Origin of the sequence: Nitrosomonas marina (assembly GCF_900110145.1) — a bacterium.
Taxonomy (GTDB): Bacteria; Pseudomonadota; Gammaproteobacteria; order Burkholderiales; family Nitrosomonadaceae; genus Nitrosomonas; species Nitrosomonas marina.
Genome location: NZ_FOCP01000028.1, coordinates 1 through 18,804, shown reverse-complemented (window position 1 = coordinate 18,804; position 18,804 = coordinate 1). Strand labels below are relative to the sequence as shown.

Annotated in this window: 12 protein-coding genes; 5 read left to right on the top strand and 7 right to left on the bottom strand. The window is 48.3% G+C overall.

What is annotated here, in order from left to right; all coding sequences use genetic code 11:
* Window positions 1-23: 23 nt before the first annotated feature.
* A complete protein-coding gene (locus BMX44_RS14505) occupies window positions 24-1,217 on the bottom strand; it encodes an ankyrin repeat domain-containing protein (RefSeq protein ID WP_090634365.1) in 1,194 nt (397 codons plus the stop codon).
* Window positions 1,218-1,377: 160 nt separating this feature from the next.
* Between BMX44_RS14505 and pgeF the strand changes: the two genes are divergently transcribed.
* The 4 genes from pgeF (at window position 1,378) to BMX44_RS14485 (ending at window position 5,293) form a co-directional block, all read left to right on the top strand.
* Window positions 1,378-2,148 (top strand): peptidoglycan editing factor PgeF, encoded by a 771-nt coding sequence (gene pgeF / locus BMX44_RS14500; protein WP_090634364.1) that lies wholly within the window; start codon window positions 1,378-1,380, stop codon window positions 2,146-2,148.
* Between the two features lie 55 nt (window positions 2,149-2,203).
* Complete coding sequence (locus BMX44_RS14495; protein WP_090634362.1) at window positions 2,204-3,040, top strand: ZIP family metal transporter; 837 nt, start codon at window positions 2,204-2,206, stop codon at window positions 3,038-3,040.
* A 191-nt stretch (window positions 3,041-3,231) separates the two neighbouring features.
* Window positions 3,232-4,146: an LpxL/LpxP family acyltransferase gene (locus BMX44_RS14490; protein WP_090634360.1), complete on the top strand. Its 915-nt coding sequence runs from the start codon at window positions 3,232-3,234 to the stop codon at window positions 4,144-4,146.
* 142 nt (window positions 4,147-4,288) lie between these two features.
* Window positions 4,289-5,293 carry a 2-dehydropantoate 2-reductase gene (locus tag BMX44_RS14485; RefSeq protein WP_090634359.1) on the top strand — a complete coding sequence of 335 codons (1,005 nt, stop codon included), beginning with the start codon at window positions 4,289-4,291 and terminating at the stop codon, window positions 5,291-5,293.
* A gap of 126 nt (window positions 5,294-5,419) precedes the next feature.
* On the opposite strand, the gene treY is transcribed toward BMX44_RS14485, so the two are convergent.
* From treY to glk, 6 genes are all read right to left on the bottom strand, one after another.
* Window positions 5,420-8,344: a malto-oligosyltrehalose synthase gene (treY, locus tag BMX44_RS14480; RefSeq protein WP_090634357.1), complete on the bottom strand. Its 2,925-nt coding sequence runs from the start codon at window positions 8,342-8,344 to the stop codon at window positions 5,420-5,422.
* Complete coding sequence (gene treZ, locus BMX44_RS14475) at window positions 8,344-10,194, bottom strand: malto-oligosyltrehalose trehalohydrolase (protein ID WP_245738954.1); 1,851 nt, start codon at window positions 10,192-10,194, stop codon at window positions 8,344-8,346. Before treZ ends, treY begins: the two co-directional genes overlap by 1 nt.
* A gap of 14 nt (window positions 10,195-10,208) precedes the next feature.
* The gene (locus tag BMX44_RS14470; protein WP_090634355.1) at window positions 10,209-11,480 is read right to left on the bottom strand and encodes a glycosyltransferase; all 1,272 of its coding nucleotides are present in this window, start codon (window positions 11,478-11,480) and stop codon (window positions 10,209-10,211) included.
* Window positions 11,464-12,186 carry a DUF5752 family protein gene (locus tag BMX44_RS14465; protein ID WP_090634354.1) on the bottom strand — a complete coding sequence of 241 codons (723 nt, stop codon included), beginning with the start codon at window positions 12,184-12,186 and terminating at the stop codon, window positions 11,464-11,466. The genes BMX44_RS14470 and BMX44_RS14465 overlap by 17 nt, the downstream gene beginning before the upstream one ends.
* A gap of 177 nt (window positions 12,187-12,363) precedes the next feature.
* On the bottom strand, window positions 12,364-14,919 hold the full coding sequence (gene glgP, locus BMX44_RS14460; protein ID WP_090634352.1) for an alpha-glucan family phosphorylase: 2,556 nt from the start codon (window positions 14,917-14,919) through the stop codon (window positions 12,364-12,366).
* 284 nt (window positions 14,920-15,203) lie between these two features.
* Entirely contained in the window at window positions 15,204-16,211 is a 1,008-nt protein-coding gene (gene glk, locus BMX44_RS14455; protein ID WP_090634349.1) for a glucokinase, read from the bottom strand.
* 458 nt (window positions 16,212-16,669) lie between these two features.
* Here glk and BMX44_RS14450 point away from each other — a divergent pair.
* On the top strand, window positions 16,670-18,804 hold a 2,135-nt coding region (locus BMX44_RS14450; protein ID WP_218143983.1), incomplete at its 3' end, for an HzsA-related protein.

The window sequence follows — 18,804 nt, the reverse complement described above, 5'->3', positions numbered from 1 at the left end:
TCTACTCCGTTATGAATTCTCTGTCATTCAGACTGCAGTAATTCAATAATATCCTCGTTCCTGGCAATTTCCAACGCTGTCTTGCCGCTATCACTTTTAATCGACACATCCGCATCATGTTCGAGCAGCAACTTTACCGCTTCAACATGATCGTGCATCGCTGACCACATCAACGCAGTGACGCCGTCATCATTCTGAAGATCTATTTGCGCGCCTTTTTCCAGCAGCACCTTCATCACCGGAACCTGTCCATTTTGCGCAGCCAGAATCAACGGCGTAAAACCATTTCTGGCTTTATGATCGATCTTAGCACCGGATGCAAGCAGTATTTCAACTACTTCCTTTTGTCCAACCAGAGCGGCCAGCGTCAATGCTGTAGCACCGTTCTGATCGGGCTGATCCATCGAAATACCCTTATCCAGCAGGGCCTTGACGATTTCAATATAGCCGTTCTGTGCGGCGACGTGCAATGGCGTAGTCTGATTGGCGGCGATAAGATCAACCGGCGCATCTTTCGCCAGCAAAGTATTTACAATCGCTGTATGGCCGTTTCGTGCTGCCATATACAATGCTGTCGTGCCATCAGAAGCCTGAGTATCAATACGGGCATTTTTTGCCAGTAATTTATCGACGATAGTTTCTCTGCCTTCAAGAGCAGCGATCATTAATGCGGTCAGATTATCTTCCGTTCCAAGGTTAACATTGATCTTCTGTGCCAACAGCGCATCAACTATGCTGTCATAACCTTCCTGAACTGCCAGCATCAGGGCTGATATGCCATCGCTTGTCTGCAGATTCACCCGCGCACCTTTTGCCAGCAAGGCCTTGACCACGGTAGCATGCCCGTTTTTGGTGGCCAGAATCAATGCCGTCGCCCCGCCGTTGTTCTGAATATCCAGATGCGCATCCTTTTCCAGCAGCATGGTTACAATATTTTCATAACCATACTGCGATGCAATCATCAAAGGCGTAAATCCCTTTTCATTTTGCAGATCAGGACTCACACCTTTGCCCAGCAATTCGCTGACAATCTTGTCTTTGCCGGAAAATGCAGCCTTCATCAATTCGGTTTGATCATCGGCTGGCCCGGTTGCAGTGACTCCGGCGGCATTTTGTGCGTATGCCAGACCGTCGGCAGCCTTTAGCGGTAAAATGACCGCTAGCAATACAAGTAAAAGAGTTTTCAAATATTGTTTAAAATTTTCGGTATCATTCATTGAGCACACCTGTTCTGGAATCTAATCTTTTATAATTGATTTATAGGGAATAACGCAAGCGCCTAACCCAAAGCCTGTTATTCTAACCCAGAATTTCATCAAACATGTTTTATAACCAGAGCACGTTTCTAATATTGTGCTTGACCATGATAAAAAAACGATGATTGATTTGATAATTCCCGACTGGCCGGTTCCCGGCCATATCAAAGCACTGTTTACAACGCGATGCGGTGGATTCAGCAATGGCGTCTACGCCTCTTTCAATCTGGGCATGCACGTACACGACAATTCGAAGACTGTCCTTAAAAACAGGTCTTTGCTGCGCAATTATCTACCCAATGATCCACATTGGCTCGTACAAGTGCACGGATCCCGTCATATCTGGATCAATCAGGGCGGCACACAGCTGCAGGAAGAAGTCGCAGATGCCGCGTTAAGCCGTCAGCACAATACCGTTTGCGCAATCATGGTAGCCGATTGCCTGCCGGTTTTGTTATGCGATATGGCAGGAACCGTAGTCGGCGTAGTGCATGCCGGATGGCGCGGATTAGCAGCCGGTATCATCGAACAAACCATTGCAGCAATGCAAACCGGGAACAATACTTTGATGGCGTGGCTTGGTCCAGCCATTGGTCCTGAACATTTCGAAGTCGGCGATGATGTCAGAGCGGTTTTCGTTGACCATGATCAGCGAAGCGCCAAAGCCTTTCAACAAGCAGGTTCTTCTACACAATCGGAACCCAAATGGTTTGCAGATATTTTTCAGCTTGCGCAGCAACGCCTGGCCTGTGCGGGCGTAACACGCATATATGGCGGAGGTGTTTGCACATACAGTGATCCGGCACGTTTTTTCTCATACCGCCGGGATGGTGAAACCGGACGCATGGCGGCGATGATCTGGATGGAAAAACCGGCAAACAGACCAAATTAGTTCATTCACCCCGTGCATCAGCGTATAATCCCGCCTTTCCAATTGATTTTACTTTATGTCGACGCTTTCCTGGATCGTAGCAGCCAGCTTTACCGGTGGGGTACTGAGCCTGCTTCTGGCCGCCTTACTCACGCTGAACACTCGCAAAGCCTGGGTTTTAAAGCTTGTTTCTTTCGCAATCGGCGCATTGCTGGGTGCCGCGTTTCTTAATATCCTGCCGGAGGCCTTTGAACTTTCTGACAACCCCGCTCAAGTTACCATTCTGGTGCTATTTGGAATTTTACTGTTTTTCATTCTGGAAAAACTTGTGCTTTGGCGTCACTGCCATATGGAAGACTGCGAAGCACACAGTCCGGCAACTGCCGCAGAACAGACAGTGCCCACTGTAGCGACCGTAACGGCGAGCAGCTATTATACAAATGAGCATGAGCACGACCGCGGTCGTAGCGGCATGATGATCATGATCGGAGACACCTTCCATAATTTCGTCGACGGCATTCTGATCGCGGCTGCTTTTATGGTGGACACACAACTTGGCATCGTTACTTCCATCGCGATCATTGCACATGAAATACCGCAGGAAGCCGGCGATTTCATCATTCTGCTTAATTCAGGTTATTCCCGCCGCATGGCGTTTTTGATGAATCTGTTATCCAGTTTTGCAACGCTTGTCGGCGGTGTTCTCGCTTATTTTATGCTTAACACACTCGATTTTCTGATATTGCCATTGCTGGGACTGGCCTCAGCCAGCATGATTTACGTTGCCCTGTCCGATTTAATACCGGGCCTGCACAAACGTCCTGAGATTGGCGCTACCATACAGCAAGTCACATTAATTCTTGCGGGAATCGGTCTGATCTGGTTTGTCGGGTTATTTGCCCACGGACACTGACTATCCGTGAGAATACCCGATATACCAGCTTCGTATTCATGCATATACAAATCAAAACCGATTCAGAACCAGCCGCCAATGGTTGATGATATTTACACTATTTATCATTTTATATAAACTTGACTCATGAAAAGAGTCACTCAAATACACTCCTCTGCAAGTTCTTTCCAAATTAGTTCAAGTAGTTTTTAATGAAAACCATATCGCTGCGAGACATAATGATGGTCTTCTATTTCGCAGCCCTTTTACCCATCGCCTGGCTGATTCCGGAACGGTATTGGGATTTCCTGACCGGTTTTCTAGGAAAAACGCATATCAAGCTGTTTGGAGACAATGGAACACACTTAAATCGACTGGTCTCTCAGATTCCGACGATCAAACCATACGAGATCAAAGTCGCATTCCGTCAACACAATCACTGGGAGCTGCTTGAGAATTTACGGGAATATGCTCCCTGGGGATGGAATCCTAAAATAGAAATCAGCGGCCAGCACCATATACTCAAGGCACTGGAGAAAAATAAAGGTGTGATTTTATGGTTTTGTCCATTTGCGCATGCTGATCTTGTTTTTAAAAAAGGATTGTATCAGGCGGGATATCGCATCACACACCTGAGCAGTTATACGCACGGCTTCTCTGACACCCGTTTTGGTATGCATGTTCTAAATCCGGTAAAAACAAACATCGAAAAACGGTATCTGAAAGAACGCTGCCTGATCACGCGAAACGGTTCGGGACAGGCCATGCGCCGCCTGGTCTCCAGGCTTCAGGAAAATGAAATCGTTTCGATAACGGCTATTCATTCTGGCCGTCGTTACGGAGAACGCCCTTTTCTGGGTGGCCGCATACGACTGGCTAAAGGCGCGCCCAGTCTCGCACTGACAACTGGCGCTACCTTGCTTCCGGTATTTATTGTGCCCGCTTTCAACGGTTACGCTATTAACATAGCGCCACCCCTTGAATCTCAAAGTCCACAGATTGATGAAGCTGAAGAGGAAATGATCAGTGCATACGTACCCATTCTTGAACAAAATGTATTGGAACATCCCGGACTCTGGCGGGGCTGGTGGCCACCTTTCAACCTCTGGAAAATCGATCCAGACTGATCTTAGCCGGAATACCTGACAGACCTGAATTTAATTTTCCTTTGCTCTATCCGCTAACAACATAGATTGTTTACAAATTACCAGTATTAATCAAGAACCCAAAAAAACAGTTTCTGCATTTTTGAAAAACACAGGAAAAAGTATGCGTATCGCAATTGTTGGTTCCGGCGCAATGGGTATATTCATTGGGCACGGCATCCAGAAGGCCGGACATGAAGTTACCATGATTGATCTGCCGGACCGGGTGAAGCGACTGAAAAAAGCAGGCCGGATTACTGTAGCTGACCAGAATGGTCTGGAATCATCTGTAAATCCGTCTTTGATTACTTCAGATTTTGTTGAGGCTGGAAAACATCAAATTATAATATTGGCCACCAAAGCCCAAGACCTGCCGGGCGCAGCGGAAAACATTGCCAAGCTTACCGATGGCAGTTCAACTATTATTCCCATCCAAAATGGAATACCCTGGTGGTATCTTCATGGGCTCTCAGATCGTTTTAAAGAAGCGCAGATTAACTGCCTGGATCCAGAGGGCCTGTTGAATCGCCATATCAACCCCTCGCAAGTTATTGGCTGTGTCGCCTATCCTGCAGTCATGCTGGAAGATAATGGACGTGCCCGACACATTGAGGGAAAACGATTCTCAATCGGCGAAGTCATTGGCCCACAAAGCGAACGCACGCAGACAGTTGCAAATCTGTTTCAAAAGTCTGGATTTAAATGTCTGGTAATTGACGATATTCGATCAGAAATCTGGCTGAAGGCATGGGGAGCCTTATCTATCAATCCCATCAGCGCTTTAACGCATGCAACGATGGAAGATATCTGCACATTTCCCAATACACGCGAACTGGTCGCCAGAATGATGGAAGAGGCCCAGCAGGTTGCCGAGACGCTAGGAGCACATTTCAGGCATACCATCGAAAAACGCATAGAAGGCGCCAGGGCTGTTGGTCCGCATAAAACATCCATGCTGCAAGACCTGGAAAACGGGCACGCGCTTGAGCTGGATGCGCTAATGCTGGCTGTACTGGAGCTTGCAAAACTCACAGGTATACAGACACCAACTATTCGTAACATATATGCCTGCGCCTCGTTGTTGAACTGGAATATTCAAAAAAGACATGAAATGAAAGAAGACGCATAAAACTGTCTCATGTTAAATAATGCCATTCATCACTTCCTGTCTTTCTGTCTCATAGTACACGATCAGTTTCTATAAAACATGATTGCGATTCTGGACACAACAACTCGCATAAGCTATCAAGTATTATTACACTGGCTCTTTTACCAGTAGCCCCACTGAGAAGCTGCGGAACACTTCTGCCGCACTCAAAAAAACCTGGTCGTCAACACGCGTGCTGGTGACGCGTTCACCGGTAAAAACATTGCGGTACGTCTGTATTTCCCATTGGTTTGCGGGTAATTCGACAAAGGTGTCACGCCAGATGGATGCACCGATAGGCAAGTCATTTTCTTCGGTTAACAGTGGTACGAATTCGCGGGCAGCGACTGCTATGACAGTTTCGCCTTCATGGCAGCGTGCGAACGCGCAGATATGATCGGCCCGGAGACCTTGTGCAGCCAGGCCTGTATAACCGCCGTGCTGAAAAAGCTGTTGGTATCGACGGCGCAGTTTCAGGGTTTTCCAGGTCAGGTAGAGCTTGGCATGGCCATTGCCAATCTGCTCAAGCAACTGCCGTGCAAAACCGGGCAGGTCTGTGCAGGCCTCGGATTCCGTCTTGAGCGACTTCAACAACCGGTTGCGCTCCCGATAATCTACGGGCTGCCGGTTGTCCGGGTCAACCAGATTAAACGTCCATAGCTCATTGCCCTGATAAATGTCGGGTATACCGGGTATCGTCAGTTTCATCAGTGTTTGCGATAGGCTGTTAAATAACCCGAAACGTGCAACGCGCTGCTGAAACGGTAAAAAATCAGCGAGAAAAGCATTGTGTTCCGGGTTGGCATATACCAACGCACCAACAAAACTGCGAATGGCTTCTTCATATTCCTCGTTAGGATTGATCCATGAAGTATGCACCTTCGCTTCCCTGATGGCCTTGAGCATATAATCTTCAATGCGCTGGCGTAATGATTCAAGCACATCAGTGTCTTCGAACAGGTGTCCTGATTGTAGCGGCCATACGCCGATCAAAGTCTGATAAATCAGATATTCGTCGTTGCGCGAAGGGGCACTTTCATGATTGATCAGTCTCTTTTTGTGGCGATTCAGACGACTCCAGCGATTCAGGCGCCGTTGCCATTCATCCGGGATTTCTGACAATACATTTATGCGCGCGCGAACGTCCTCGCTGCGTTTACTGTCATGCGTGGATGTAGTGACCATGGCTTGTGGCCAGTGCATTAGCCGCTGTTTGTTGGCCTGGTGAAAAGCAGCAACAGAAATACCAAATGCGCAGGGATTAAACCCGACGTCGTTTAACGATGTCAGACGGTTATAAATATAGAACGTTGTATCTTCAAGCCCCTTGGCCATCACAGGCGATGTATATTGTTGAAACTTGAGAACAAACTGAACAACTTTACGCCGCGTGCTGTTGCGGTAAGCGTCCAAACGCGTCAATGTCAACAACTGTCCGATAAAATCAAAAATCAGAATGTCGGTCGCCGGATTGTGCTTTTTTGCCTGCGCGATCGCCCATTGCACATAGCGTAAATCTTCTTCGCTGATTTGCGTGGCAGTGATGTACGTACGATAAACCGGGAAACAGGCAACCACCTCACCCAATGCATCGCGCAACGCCTGATAGGTAAAATCACGGGTGCGCCGGTTGGTTTGCGCAATATGACTGAGTAAGTTAGCCAACACCGTCAATTCGCTTGACAGCATACGATGGGTAATCAGCTTTTTACGGTCGTAGAGCAAACTTTCATATTCGAGATTCAATCCGATAAACCGGCTGTAAATGCGATTGACGTGACGTTCGGATTGCTGCCGAACAAAAATACCATTGAGCAGAAATGCCGAATCATATCCAGTGGTCCCGCTGACAGGCCAATCGGACGGCAAGTGCTCGAAATTGGCCAGAATTTTCTCGATCCACAGTCCGAAAAATGCATTATCCGACTCCGACTGTGTGTCAACTTGTTTACGAACTAATTGCTGCAATTGATGGTAATAGGCGCAGGGATCAGACAAGCCGTCAGGATGATCAATGCGAAGACCGTTGATTTGCCCGTCATGCACCATTTGCAGTATAAGCTGATGCGTTACATTAAAGACTTCACTGTTTTCCATCCTCAAGGCAGCCAGTTCGTTGATGTCGAAAAAGCGCCTGTAATTGATTTCTTCGGTAGCGACTTTCCAGTAAGACAGCCGGTAAGCCTGTGCTTCCAACAACTGGTGCAGTCGGTCAAAACTGCCGGGTTGATTGACATCGCCGTTAAACACATCCAGATTAGCCTGAATAAAGGTATGCGCTTCAGTATGCTTGGAATAGAGTTCGGCCAGATGATGCTTGCATGCCATGGCACTCTGACGGCGATACTTGCGCAGAGAATCAGAAAGGTTGTTGCGGTCTGGCAGGGATTTGCAAGCGGCAATGACTACGGTAAGCGCTTCAAAAAGTCTTTGATTTTTGTCATTCTGCTGTGTCAGTCGGTCAATATGAAGGCTCAGAATAAATGGATAGGTAAGTGGATCAATTGGAAAAAGGTGTTCGTAATAACGCACGTTAAAAGTACCGTTCTTATTGTCGAACTCGAGCTTCAGCTCACCGTTTTCAAGAACTGATCCGTAGTGATCGCCGAGAAAGGGCAACAGCACCTTGTTACTCAGCGCCGGATTTGCCGGGTGCCAGTCGATATCGAAATAATCCGCATAAACCGATGCTTCGCCATTTTCCAATACGTCCAGCCACCAGTTGTTGTCGTCGCCTCCAACGCCCATATGGTTGGGCACAATATCAACGACCTGCCCCATGCCGTAATGGTGAAGCCTTTCAATATAAGCATCAAAGTCGGCTTTTGTGCCAATTTCAGGATTCAGCGCGTTATGATCAACAATATTGTAACCGTGCAGACTGCCAGTACGCGCTTTTAAAAACGGAGAAGCATACACGTGGCTGATACCCAATGCATGCAGATATGCAATCATATCTGCGGCATCGGCAAACGTGAATCCACGGTTAAACTGCAGACGGTATGTCGAACTGGGTGCACTCGATGGACTCACTATGCAGCTCCTTTACTCAGATACCAGATCACGGACCAGGGCGGCAAAACGTCGACGCCATTCAGATCGCTGCTGGTACTATGCGTGGCATACAGCAATTTCCATGGAGAAAAACTACAGCCGCTCAGTACATCATCTCCAAGGTTGGCCATTAGCGATAATTGCGTATTATCGGCCAGTACCCAGCTTACCCTCAATCCATGACCACCCAATAGACCGAACGCTGCCGATTGCTGAATCAAACCGGACAGACAAGGCACAATATAACGATGACGCAGGGCAAGCAGCTCACGATACAACGTCAGCCAGGATGCATGCTCGGGACGGTCACAATCCAGCCAGTTCAGTACGGCCTGCTGGAATGTACTCTCTTCCATTGGATTGGGAATGCGCGCACGCGCATCAGGATTACTGAATTCCGGAAAACGGGCGAATTCCTCACGGCGGCCGTTGACAACCGCGTCAGCCAGCTCCGGGCCAAAATCACAAAAAAATGGAAATGGCTGGCGGCTGCCCCACTCTTCGCCCATAAACAGCAATGGTGGTGACGGTGCAAGCAATAAAATCGCTGCCGCAGCATGAATTTGCTGTAGCGATGCAAGCGTCTGGATACGCTCGCCAAAAGCACGGTTACCTACCTGATCATGATTCTGCAAAAAGGACACAAAAGCTGTTGGCGGCAAATGGCGGCTCGGTTCGCCGCGGAGTTCCCCGTTCCGGTAAGGAGAACAATCACCCTGATAAGCAAACCCTTCCGCCAGACAGCGCCCCAGGTGTGATATTGGATTCTGTGCATAGTCCAAGTAATAACCGTCGCTTTCACCCGTAAGCAATACATGCAGAGCATGATGTATATCATCGTTCCATTGTGCGGTATACGCGCACGGCTTGTGCACGGCACCATGTTCAAGGTAATGCGCCGCGTTATGATCGTTCTCCAGGATCAGATGAATATGGCGTTCATTGGGAAAAGCTGTCTGCACTCGTTGAGCCAGTTCGGTCAGAATATCCGGTTGAGAATCATCCAGAATGGCGTGAACAGCATCCAGCCGCAAACCGTCGATATGATATTCTTTCAGCCAGTACAGCGCATTATGAATAAAAAACTGCCGTACCCAGTGACTGTGTTCGTCGTCGAAATTGATGGCAGCACCCCAGGGAGTCCGATGTTTCTCAGTGAAAAACTGAGGTGCGTAAAGATGCAGGTAATTACCCTCCGGTCCGAAATGGTTGTAAACCACATCCAAGAATACCATCAGATTGCGCGCATGTGCCGCGTCAATCAAAGCTTTGAGATCTTCGGGCCGGCCGTAGCGACTGTCTGGTGCAAACAGATAGGTACCATCATAACCCCAGTTGTGTTTTCCTGGAAAATCGGCAACCGGCATCAATTCAATCGCGGTAACACCCAGATCTCTCAAGTAATCCAGTTTTTCCATTACGCCGGCAAAATTACCTTCAGGTGTAAAACTGCCGACATGCAACTCGTAAATAACGGCTTCATTCCAGGGTCGCCCCATCCAGCGGGCATCCTGCCAGCGCCAGCTGGAAGAATCTATGACTTCACTTGGCCCGTGCACATCTTCAGGCTGGAAGCGCGAGGCCGGATCCGGTACGCATTTGTCGCCATCAATGCAGAAGCGGTAATGAGTCCCCGGTCGTGCAGATGTTGTCGTGGTTTCATACCAGCCGTCTACTGCCGCCGCCATCGGTAATTTTTCTTCTTTAAAACCATCATACAGACAAACATCTACCGTATTTGCCTCAGGCGCCCAAAGTCGGAACCGCACTTTCCCGCAGGTTTGCAGCTCTGCACCAAATGGCATTTGATAAGATGTATTGTCAGACATACAGTATTATGGCTTCATAAATCATGAATTTCCTGATTCAGGCTGGAACAGGAAAGTTCTATACGGTCCTGCGATTCGTATAGCAACGCGACCATTAGCGCCAGGTATTCGCGCAAATGGCGGGTGATGAGAAAATTGTCGCGCACAAAAACTCTGGCTTTCTCACCCATTTCACGAATTTTTTCGGGCTGATACAACAGGTAGCGGATCCGCAGGGCGGCACCTTCTGGCGTACTCGCAAGAAAACCGGTATGGTGGTTAATTACCTGCAATCGAATACCGCCCACATCACCGCCAATCACGGGCTTGCCTTTCCACATCGCTTCAGTGACAGTCAAACCGAAACCTTCGCGAATCGATTTTTGCAATGTGATGTCCGCGGCACGCTGTAGCGCATTTATTTCCAGATGCGCATCAGATGGCAGCAGAAGAATATGGATATCAGGATCGCCATACGCAGCCTCCTGCACTTCACCAAGCACCACCCCGCCCTCAGGATCATCCGTTGCTTCGCCACCCGCCAATACCAGTTGCAGCGAGGGCAGATATTTTTTGGCCAGTTGATAGGCCTCGATTACTCCAATAGGGTCCTTGAAACGGTCAAAACGGGACACCTGAAGAATCAGCGGACGCTCGGGGTCCAGTCTATATTTTTCATAAACCTGTCGAACTGCACCGGGTTCCAATTCAATATTTTTATCGCTGAGCGGATCTATGCTGGGGGGTATCAGATAAATCGGGTGAGGCAATTCATGAGCAAAAGCAGCCAGAGAGAAAATGCTGGCATCATACGGCACAATGAACTTCCGAAGATACTTCCAGACAGGTCGATAGGGATGGCTGGCGTCAATATGACAGCGCCAGATCCATTTACCCTTACGATTAGGAAAATGCTGCAGCAACGCAGCCGGCTGAGGATCATGAATAAAGACAAAATCAGCTTCTGTGAGCGATTCTCGCAACGATTCGGCATTCTCTGCATTCGTTCTCTCATAAACACCAAGCAGCTTGTCGCTCAAATGAATCTGATTACCCTGCAGGGTATTATGCATGCCCTTAGTGCATTCATAAAACTGACTCTCTCCGGTGATCACTTCCCAGCTTGCATCAATACCGAGTTCCTGCATGAGTGGTATCATTTTCGTCAGAATTTCGGCAACTCCACCGCCTACACGCGTGGAATTGACGTGTACAACTCTAGCACCGTGAAAAGGTGCTGCAAGCTGCTGCAGGTGGGCAATGACATCATTACCGCAGATTTGTGCATAATCATCCAGCAGGCTCATGTACCGGCTCCTGAAAATATGTCTGAAACAGTTGCGCGAGTTGAATACGCAATTCGGCCAGACTGCCAAAATAAGGATCCAAACCCGCAATATGCTTCCGCAAGCCATTGAACTGGTCGCCAAATCCAGCGAGCCAGTCGCTGAAATCGTCGCACCGGTGCTGAGTGCGCCTGCGGGCATCAATAAAATGATAAAAAATGCTGCTGGTCGAGAACTGCTCTATTGCTGATGCCAGTTCGGCCGGCTGCTGCAAGCGCCGTTCAGTATCAAAGACGATAATTTGCGATCGTATAAATTCGAACTGCTGGGTGGCGCGCATCCAGAGCAGACTTTCACATTCGTCCAGACGCATGTCAATCAACTCAATGATTTCATGGCGTAACAACTCAAGATCTGTAAAATCAGTCGGGTCCAATGCAGCAAGCCGTTCGGCAAGCATGGCGTCGTGTATGCCATGGCGAATCCATGCAGCAAAGTCATTATTGAATTCACGTTCTTCAAAACGCGCCTGTAGAAGACCGCCCCAGTAATGATGATAGATGCTGGATTCATCAATCTGGGTGATTTCGTTCCTGAATTCCTGCAGCATGCGCGCTCTCCTGCCAGTCGCCAGCGCAACCAGCGCGCAATCTTTAATTAAAAATGGGCCGGGACGATTTTCTGATTCTGATACTGTGCCTGCGGGAGTGTCGTCAAGCGTTGTCATAGATGATGCCTCCTTCTTGTTATAGCATTATCGGATCAGATACACGGTGATGCTGCAAACGCCACATTACTTATCCGTATCGGGCACTTGGTCTGATTGTCAAACCCGCAGTTCAAATTTAAACAGTCATTGCAGTGATTTGCAAGACTGTTTTTCGGGCGTCTTACCCGAAATCGCTTACATCCAGACCATCATACCCATCTCCAGCTGATGAGTCAGTAACGTATGGTAAGGATAAATACGAATAAAATATTCCTGTTTGCCACAAAGCTCGGGAGACAGTCTTAATTCAAAAATATGTGCGTCTTGTTCTTGGATACCGGTATATTCAAAGCTGAAATGATTAAAATTGCTAAGCCGTGTTTTCTTGTACTGCCGGCAGATCAGCATCTCAACGATCACATCTTCAGGTTTTAATCCGTTCAGTTTGGCCGCTATTTTAAAATGCAGAACATCATTAAAACAGGCCCGCGTAGGCGGTATATCCAGGCGACGGATTTCAACACCGTGCCAGGCGCTTTTAATTCGCGACTTCCACGCAGCGATCTCTCGTGCGCCTGAAAATTGGTTTGGTCTGTAGCGATCATTCTGGCGACTGGCCGGATAGTAGAAATTATTCAGATATTGTTCCACCATTCGCGATGCACTAAAACTTGGCAGCAATGATGCCATTGAATGTTTGGCCATTCTGACCCATTCAGGAGAATAACCGAACTTGCTGCGGTTGTAATACAAGGGTATTACCTGATCCTGTAATATTTCATAGAGCGCCAGACTTTCTTCCTGATCGCGCACAACTGCCTCCATGTTTTCAGGTCCCGGTTTAATGGCCCAGCCATTCAGGCCATCGTACCCTTCCTCCCACCATCCATCAAGAACACTCAAGTTGAGTGAACCATTGATTCCGGCCTTAATACCTGAAGTGCCACTGGCTTCCAGCGGGTAAATTGGATTATTGAGCCAGACATCTACACCGGCAACCAATCGTCTGGCCAGCCTCAGATCGTATCCCTCAACAAGCAACAACCTGCCTTCAAAATCGGGCATATGTGCAATCTGGCTGACACGACGAATCAAATCCTGGCCAGGCACATCAGCTGGATGCGCTTTCCCCGCGAAAATCAGCAGTACCGGACATTCCTCGTCCTGCACGATTTTGCGCAGCCAGTTCAAATTTTCAAAAAGTAATGTGGCACGCTTGTAAGTGGCAAAACGGCGCGCAAAACCGATAGTCAATACATTGGGGTTGACCGGATCGGTGAATTTCAGCAGGCGGTCAAGGTGCGCCTCGGAACCATGATTGCGCGTATTCTGCTCAGCCAGACGATCACGGATACCAAACAGCATTTGCGACTTTAAAGACTGTCTGATACTCCAGAACATATGATCTGGAATATCATAAATCTGTTGCCAGAATGTCGTGTCACACAATTTCGTCCGCCAGCCATATCCCAGATAACGGTCAAACAGATCGGTCCATTCCTGTGCCAGAAAAGTCGGCACATGAACACCGTTTGTAATATAAGTCATGGGATTTTCCTCCGGCTCGATTTGCGGCCACAAATCCTGACAGATCTTTGCAGAGACGTCGCCATGAATTTTGCTGACGCCATTATGTGTGCGCGATCCACGAACAGCGAGCGCTGTCATGTTGAAATCCGTGCTGCTGGCTGTCTGACCCAGCGCCATAAAAGCTTCGTGAGTGACATCCAATTCGTGGTAAAAGGGCTCGAAATAGCGTTGCACCATTTCTTCGCTGAAATGATCGTGCCCGGCCGGCACTGCTGTATGCGTGGTAAAAATCGTGTTGGATGCTACCGCCTCCAGTGCGCTGGCAAAATCAAGATCCCCGCGCATCAGAATACGAATACGCTCAGGTATCATAAACGCCGCGTGACCTTCATTAATATGCCAAATCGTCGGCTTTATTCGCATTTCATGCAAAGCGCGCACACCGCCTATACCCAGGATAATCTCCTGTTCTATGCGCATGGTTTTGTCGCCACCATACAGTTTATGCGTAATGTCACGATCCTGCTGAGAATTTTCCGGCAAGTCGGTATCCAGCAGGTAGAGCGTTACCCGACCAATTTTGGCCATCCATATCTTGACCGTTACCTGCCGTCCCGGGAACGCAACTTGAATTCGTACTTCAGTGCCATCGTCATGCAGAACCGGCGATACGGGTAGATCTTCAAAATCCGAATCGGTATAGACGGCACGCTGGTTTCCCTGGTTATCAATTGTCTGGGAAAAGTATCCTTGGCGATAAAGCAGTCCGACAGCCACAAACGGCAGGTGCAGATCGCTTGCCGCTTTACAGTGGTCGCCGGCGAGAATACCGAGGCCGCCGGAATAAATTGGCAAGCTTTCATGAAAACCGAACTCAAAACAGAAATACACAATCTGGTCTTTCGTCCGCAACCCGTTGGTTTTGTCCCGTTGCGACGGTTCGTATAGATAGGAATCAAACGTCGATAAAATACTGTCGTAGGTCGTCAGGAAATTGGGATCTTCTGCTGCCTTCAGCAATACGGATTCATCCGCACGTTTGAGAAAAGCTTTTGGATTGTGTCCGACGGCGCTCCACAAAACAGGATCCAATCTGGAAAACAACATACGTGTAGCACGATCCCAGCTGTACCAGAGATTATTCGCCAGTTCCTCCAGACGCTCCAGTCTGGGCGGTATTTTAGGGTTGATGGTAATGGTATAAGTAGTTTTAGAAAACATAATTCAACAAAGCCATTCAGGCTTACAATCAAGTATTTATCTGTTAGGTATCACAATCACTTTCCCGATCTTTTCATAGTCAATTACCAAAGTGCGGAAATATTCAGAAGAAAATCGCCAGATACTGTCTGTCCGGGGTATCTTCATGAGATAAAGCATGACTCAAAATGCGCATACTGGCTTTCATTAATCCACATTTAACTCGGTACAGCATGCGTCTCGTTTTCCAAGTCGGTTTTCAGTATGCATGTCGCCAATAGGTACCGTCTACTCGAATATCGTTTTCAACGGCTTGTCATCATTAATTTCCTGGCACCGTTTTTGGCGCCCAGCAAGCTGATATCAGGATTGCTAATCACCTGAACCGGAATAGTCTGCATCAGGCCGGAAAACCGGCCTTTACGACAAAACTCCCGTATAAACGCGCCCCCCCGCAGTGTATCAATTATTTTGGGGGCGATTCCACCGGCAATATATACGCCATTTTTACATAACCCCGCAAGCGCCAGGTTGCCTGCATAAGCACCATATATCTCGGCAAACAATTCCAGGGATTTGATTGCAACGGAGTGTTTTTCTTCGACTGCAAGCGCCGTAATCGCTGCGCCGCTGTCCTCATCCAACTGAAACTGCGAAATATTCGATGATTCTGTCTGATTTTCCAGCAAAAATCTAAAAATTTGCGTTAGCCCCGCTCCTGACAACAGGCGCTCCACTGAAACACGCTGGAATTTGTTCTGCAATCGTTCAAGCAGTCGAATCTGCAATGCATTTGTCGGCGCAAAATCGATATGGCCAGCCTCTGTCGGCAACGGCCGGTAACCGTTCCCATGCCAGACGAGCCATGCCACACCCATACCTGTACCAGCTCCCAGTATCACGCGCATTGCTTTCGGTTCAGCGCGGCCTGACTGCAACACTACCAGATCTTCGGGTGCCAGATCATCAACAGCCATAGCAGCCGCTTCGAAATCATTCAGCAACTTTACATGATCGATTGAAAATGCCCTTGCAATCAGCGCTGCATCAAGCAACCAGGGCAGATTGGTCAATTGTGAACGTTGATCGACAATCGGACCTGCTACGGCAAAACAGGCAGCGACAAGACTGCAAGTTGCAGTATCGAACTCGACCTCATTCAGAAAATTGTTGAGCATGTCCGCAAATGAACGATATTCACCACTGCGGTATCGACGTAAACTACTTGTCTGAAATGTTTCATCGACACATTCAGCCATTTGCAACAGAGTTTTGGTGCCGCCTATATCACCATAAATAATGTATTTTCGCATGTGCTTAATAAAATCAGCCAAGCTACACTGATAAAAAAACGGGCTTCTGCATCTCCCTGCGCCTCGCCGCGCAATCCAAATACCATCTTCCTTGATCTCCATTGAGCAAGCAACGCACAGCATACCACAACGCATATTCTGAAAATCACCGCAGCTTCATTAGACTACCAAACAGATCAACGACTGATACATGTCAATTTAGCTGCAACCATTTGCAACTAAACCAGTTCAACCTTATTCTTAACTCTATACAAGAACATATTTCTGCAAATTTAAATTACTTGTTTTATAATTGCATAACAAAAGGTTATCGTTTCATTCAGGAAAAACGGCAGACTGAAACAACTCTGTTAAACTATCTGCTAACAGATAGCCCGGGGTAAATAATAAAATAAGCATGCAGCACAACGTACCGGGTTTGACTGTCAGTGCCTGAATAGCTTGCGGGATGGCAAACAATGAAATCAGGAAACAAAAAATCGGCGACTGACACCACTTATCTTTGGCAAGGCATGGCTGTTATCAAGTTTGCTTTGCTGTTCGCATTGCTGAATCTGTCAGGACTGACAGAAGCTTTCGCCGGGGAAGCAATAGTGTACTCGCGGTGTGAACGCACAACAACCGAAATGGATGTAACTGCCGATGTTGTCCTGAATGGCAAGAGACAAACTGTTACCCGGCGCATGAGCGGACTCGATATTTATGATGTTTTACCAGATATCACCAATTTTCTGGGCGACTTCAGTGCCCCGTGTGATTTGATCTACCGTAATCCGGATGGTGTCGAAACGATTATTTATGACTGTTCATCCAGTTCTACCCCGGCTGATTCCTGTGCCGCGCTCGATCCGGCTGTCTCTTTCGACGCCGAAATTATCGTTTTTTCAGTTTTTCGAGGCAGCCTGAGATTTTATCAGGAACATATCCATTCACAGGCTGTACACCCGGATGCCGAACCTGAGGATCTTGGCTATTATGATTTTCCGAATAAACTGCTGACCACAACAGGCGCGCATCTACATGCGTACCATATCCCCAGCGGGCAAATACGATTCATACCATTTATTCCGGGAGTCTATGATTCCGGTCCGACTTTCATCAGCAACCAGCGCATCGCATTTACCTCGACCAGAGACGACCATACCACCACTGTAGTCTGGGGCACAACCGAATCCAGGATGGGTACCCGGATTTGGACCATGGATGTCAACAGTAAAAACCCTGACCTGGCCAGCCATCATTCACTGTCTCAGGAGCAGCATCCATTTATGCTCAAAAATGGCAGACTGGCCTATTCAAGCTGGCAGATCTTCGGCGGCCTGCCGTTTCGTTATTCCAATAATGGTGCAGGCACCCATACCACGATCGACAATCTGTTCCATATTTATGCTCAGGATCCCGATGGTGCAGAAAACTTCCCGATCTACGGACAGCACAGCGGCGATCACGCAAAAAGTTATTTTGGCGCAGATCACAAAGCGGCGCATTTTATCACCCAGACTGCCGATGAACGAATCTGGTTTGCCGATTATTACCGTAGTAACAATAAAGGGCTCGGCTTACTGATTGGTGTCATGCAGGAACCTGAAGGGCTGGAGGGAATTGGTCCTCAGGAAGCTTCAAGCGATGCCGATGTTTTTATACCGCGTGACATTATTAATTTTGCTTCCTGGGCCCACAGTGACGATATGCCTTCTTTTCCCATGAGCGGGCCAACTGTAACGCACCCGAACTACGCAGACCCGCTACCATTTGCCGGAAAACTCGGTCATCCGGCAGCCTTGCCGAATAATGGTCTGATGGTAGCATGGGGCAAAGGCGCGTGCAGCACAGTTGCCCATCATGAAATTTTCTCAGCGCTTGGCAGAATTACACCCCCTTTTACCAGTGGATCGGGGGGAGGGGTTGCGATGAATCTGATCACTTCACTGGAAATGGATACGCCGGGATGCGACGTTGGGCTTTATCGCGCCACACAGATTCCGTCTCAGCACCCGGGCGACCTGGAAATGATTGTCGATTCAAAAGACTGGCATGAAATCATGGGACGCGCCGTAGTGCCCTACGCCAATATTCATGGTGTCGATCATCCCGATACCATCCAAAGAGCGGATGTGCGCACCAGTCATCCGAGCCTGGAAACCGGCACACCTTTCGGACTGCTCGGCGCTGCTTCCATTACTGACCGCGAGACCCATCCCAAGAACGGCATTCATTTCTTCGGCGAGCACCAGTTCAATCTTCAGGGAACTGATACCATTGACTACACCGACGACGAACTGTGCGGCGTTCGTATTCTGGGTATCATGCCTAACCGAAATAGAAACGTTGTTTATGAAATTGCCAATATAGCCGGCGAACGCGTATCGATTCTCGGTGAATTTCCGGTATTGAACCGTCATGCCGATGGCAGCCGTGCGATTGATGCCAGTGACCATCCCGATACCAGCTTTCTGGTGCGAATGCCTGCCAATATGGCATACCTCATGCAAGGCATTGATTGCGATGGACGCACGCTCAATACCGACCAGACCTGGCAAAGCCTGCGCCCTGGCGAACAGAAAACCTGCAATGGCTGTCATGTCCATTCCAG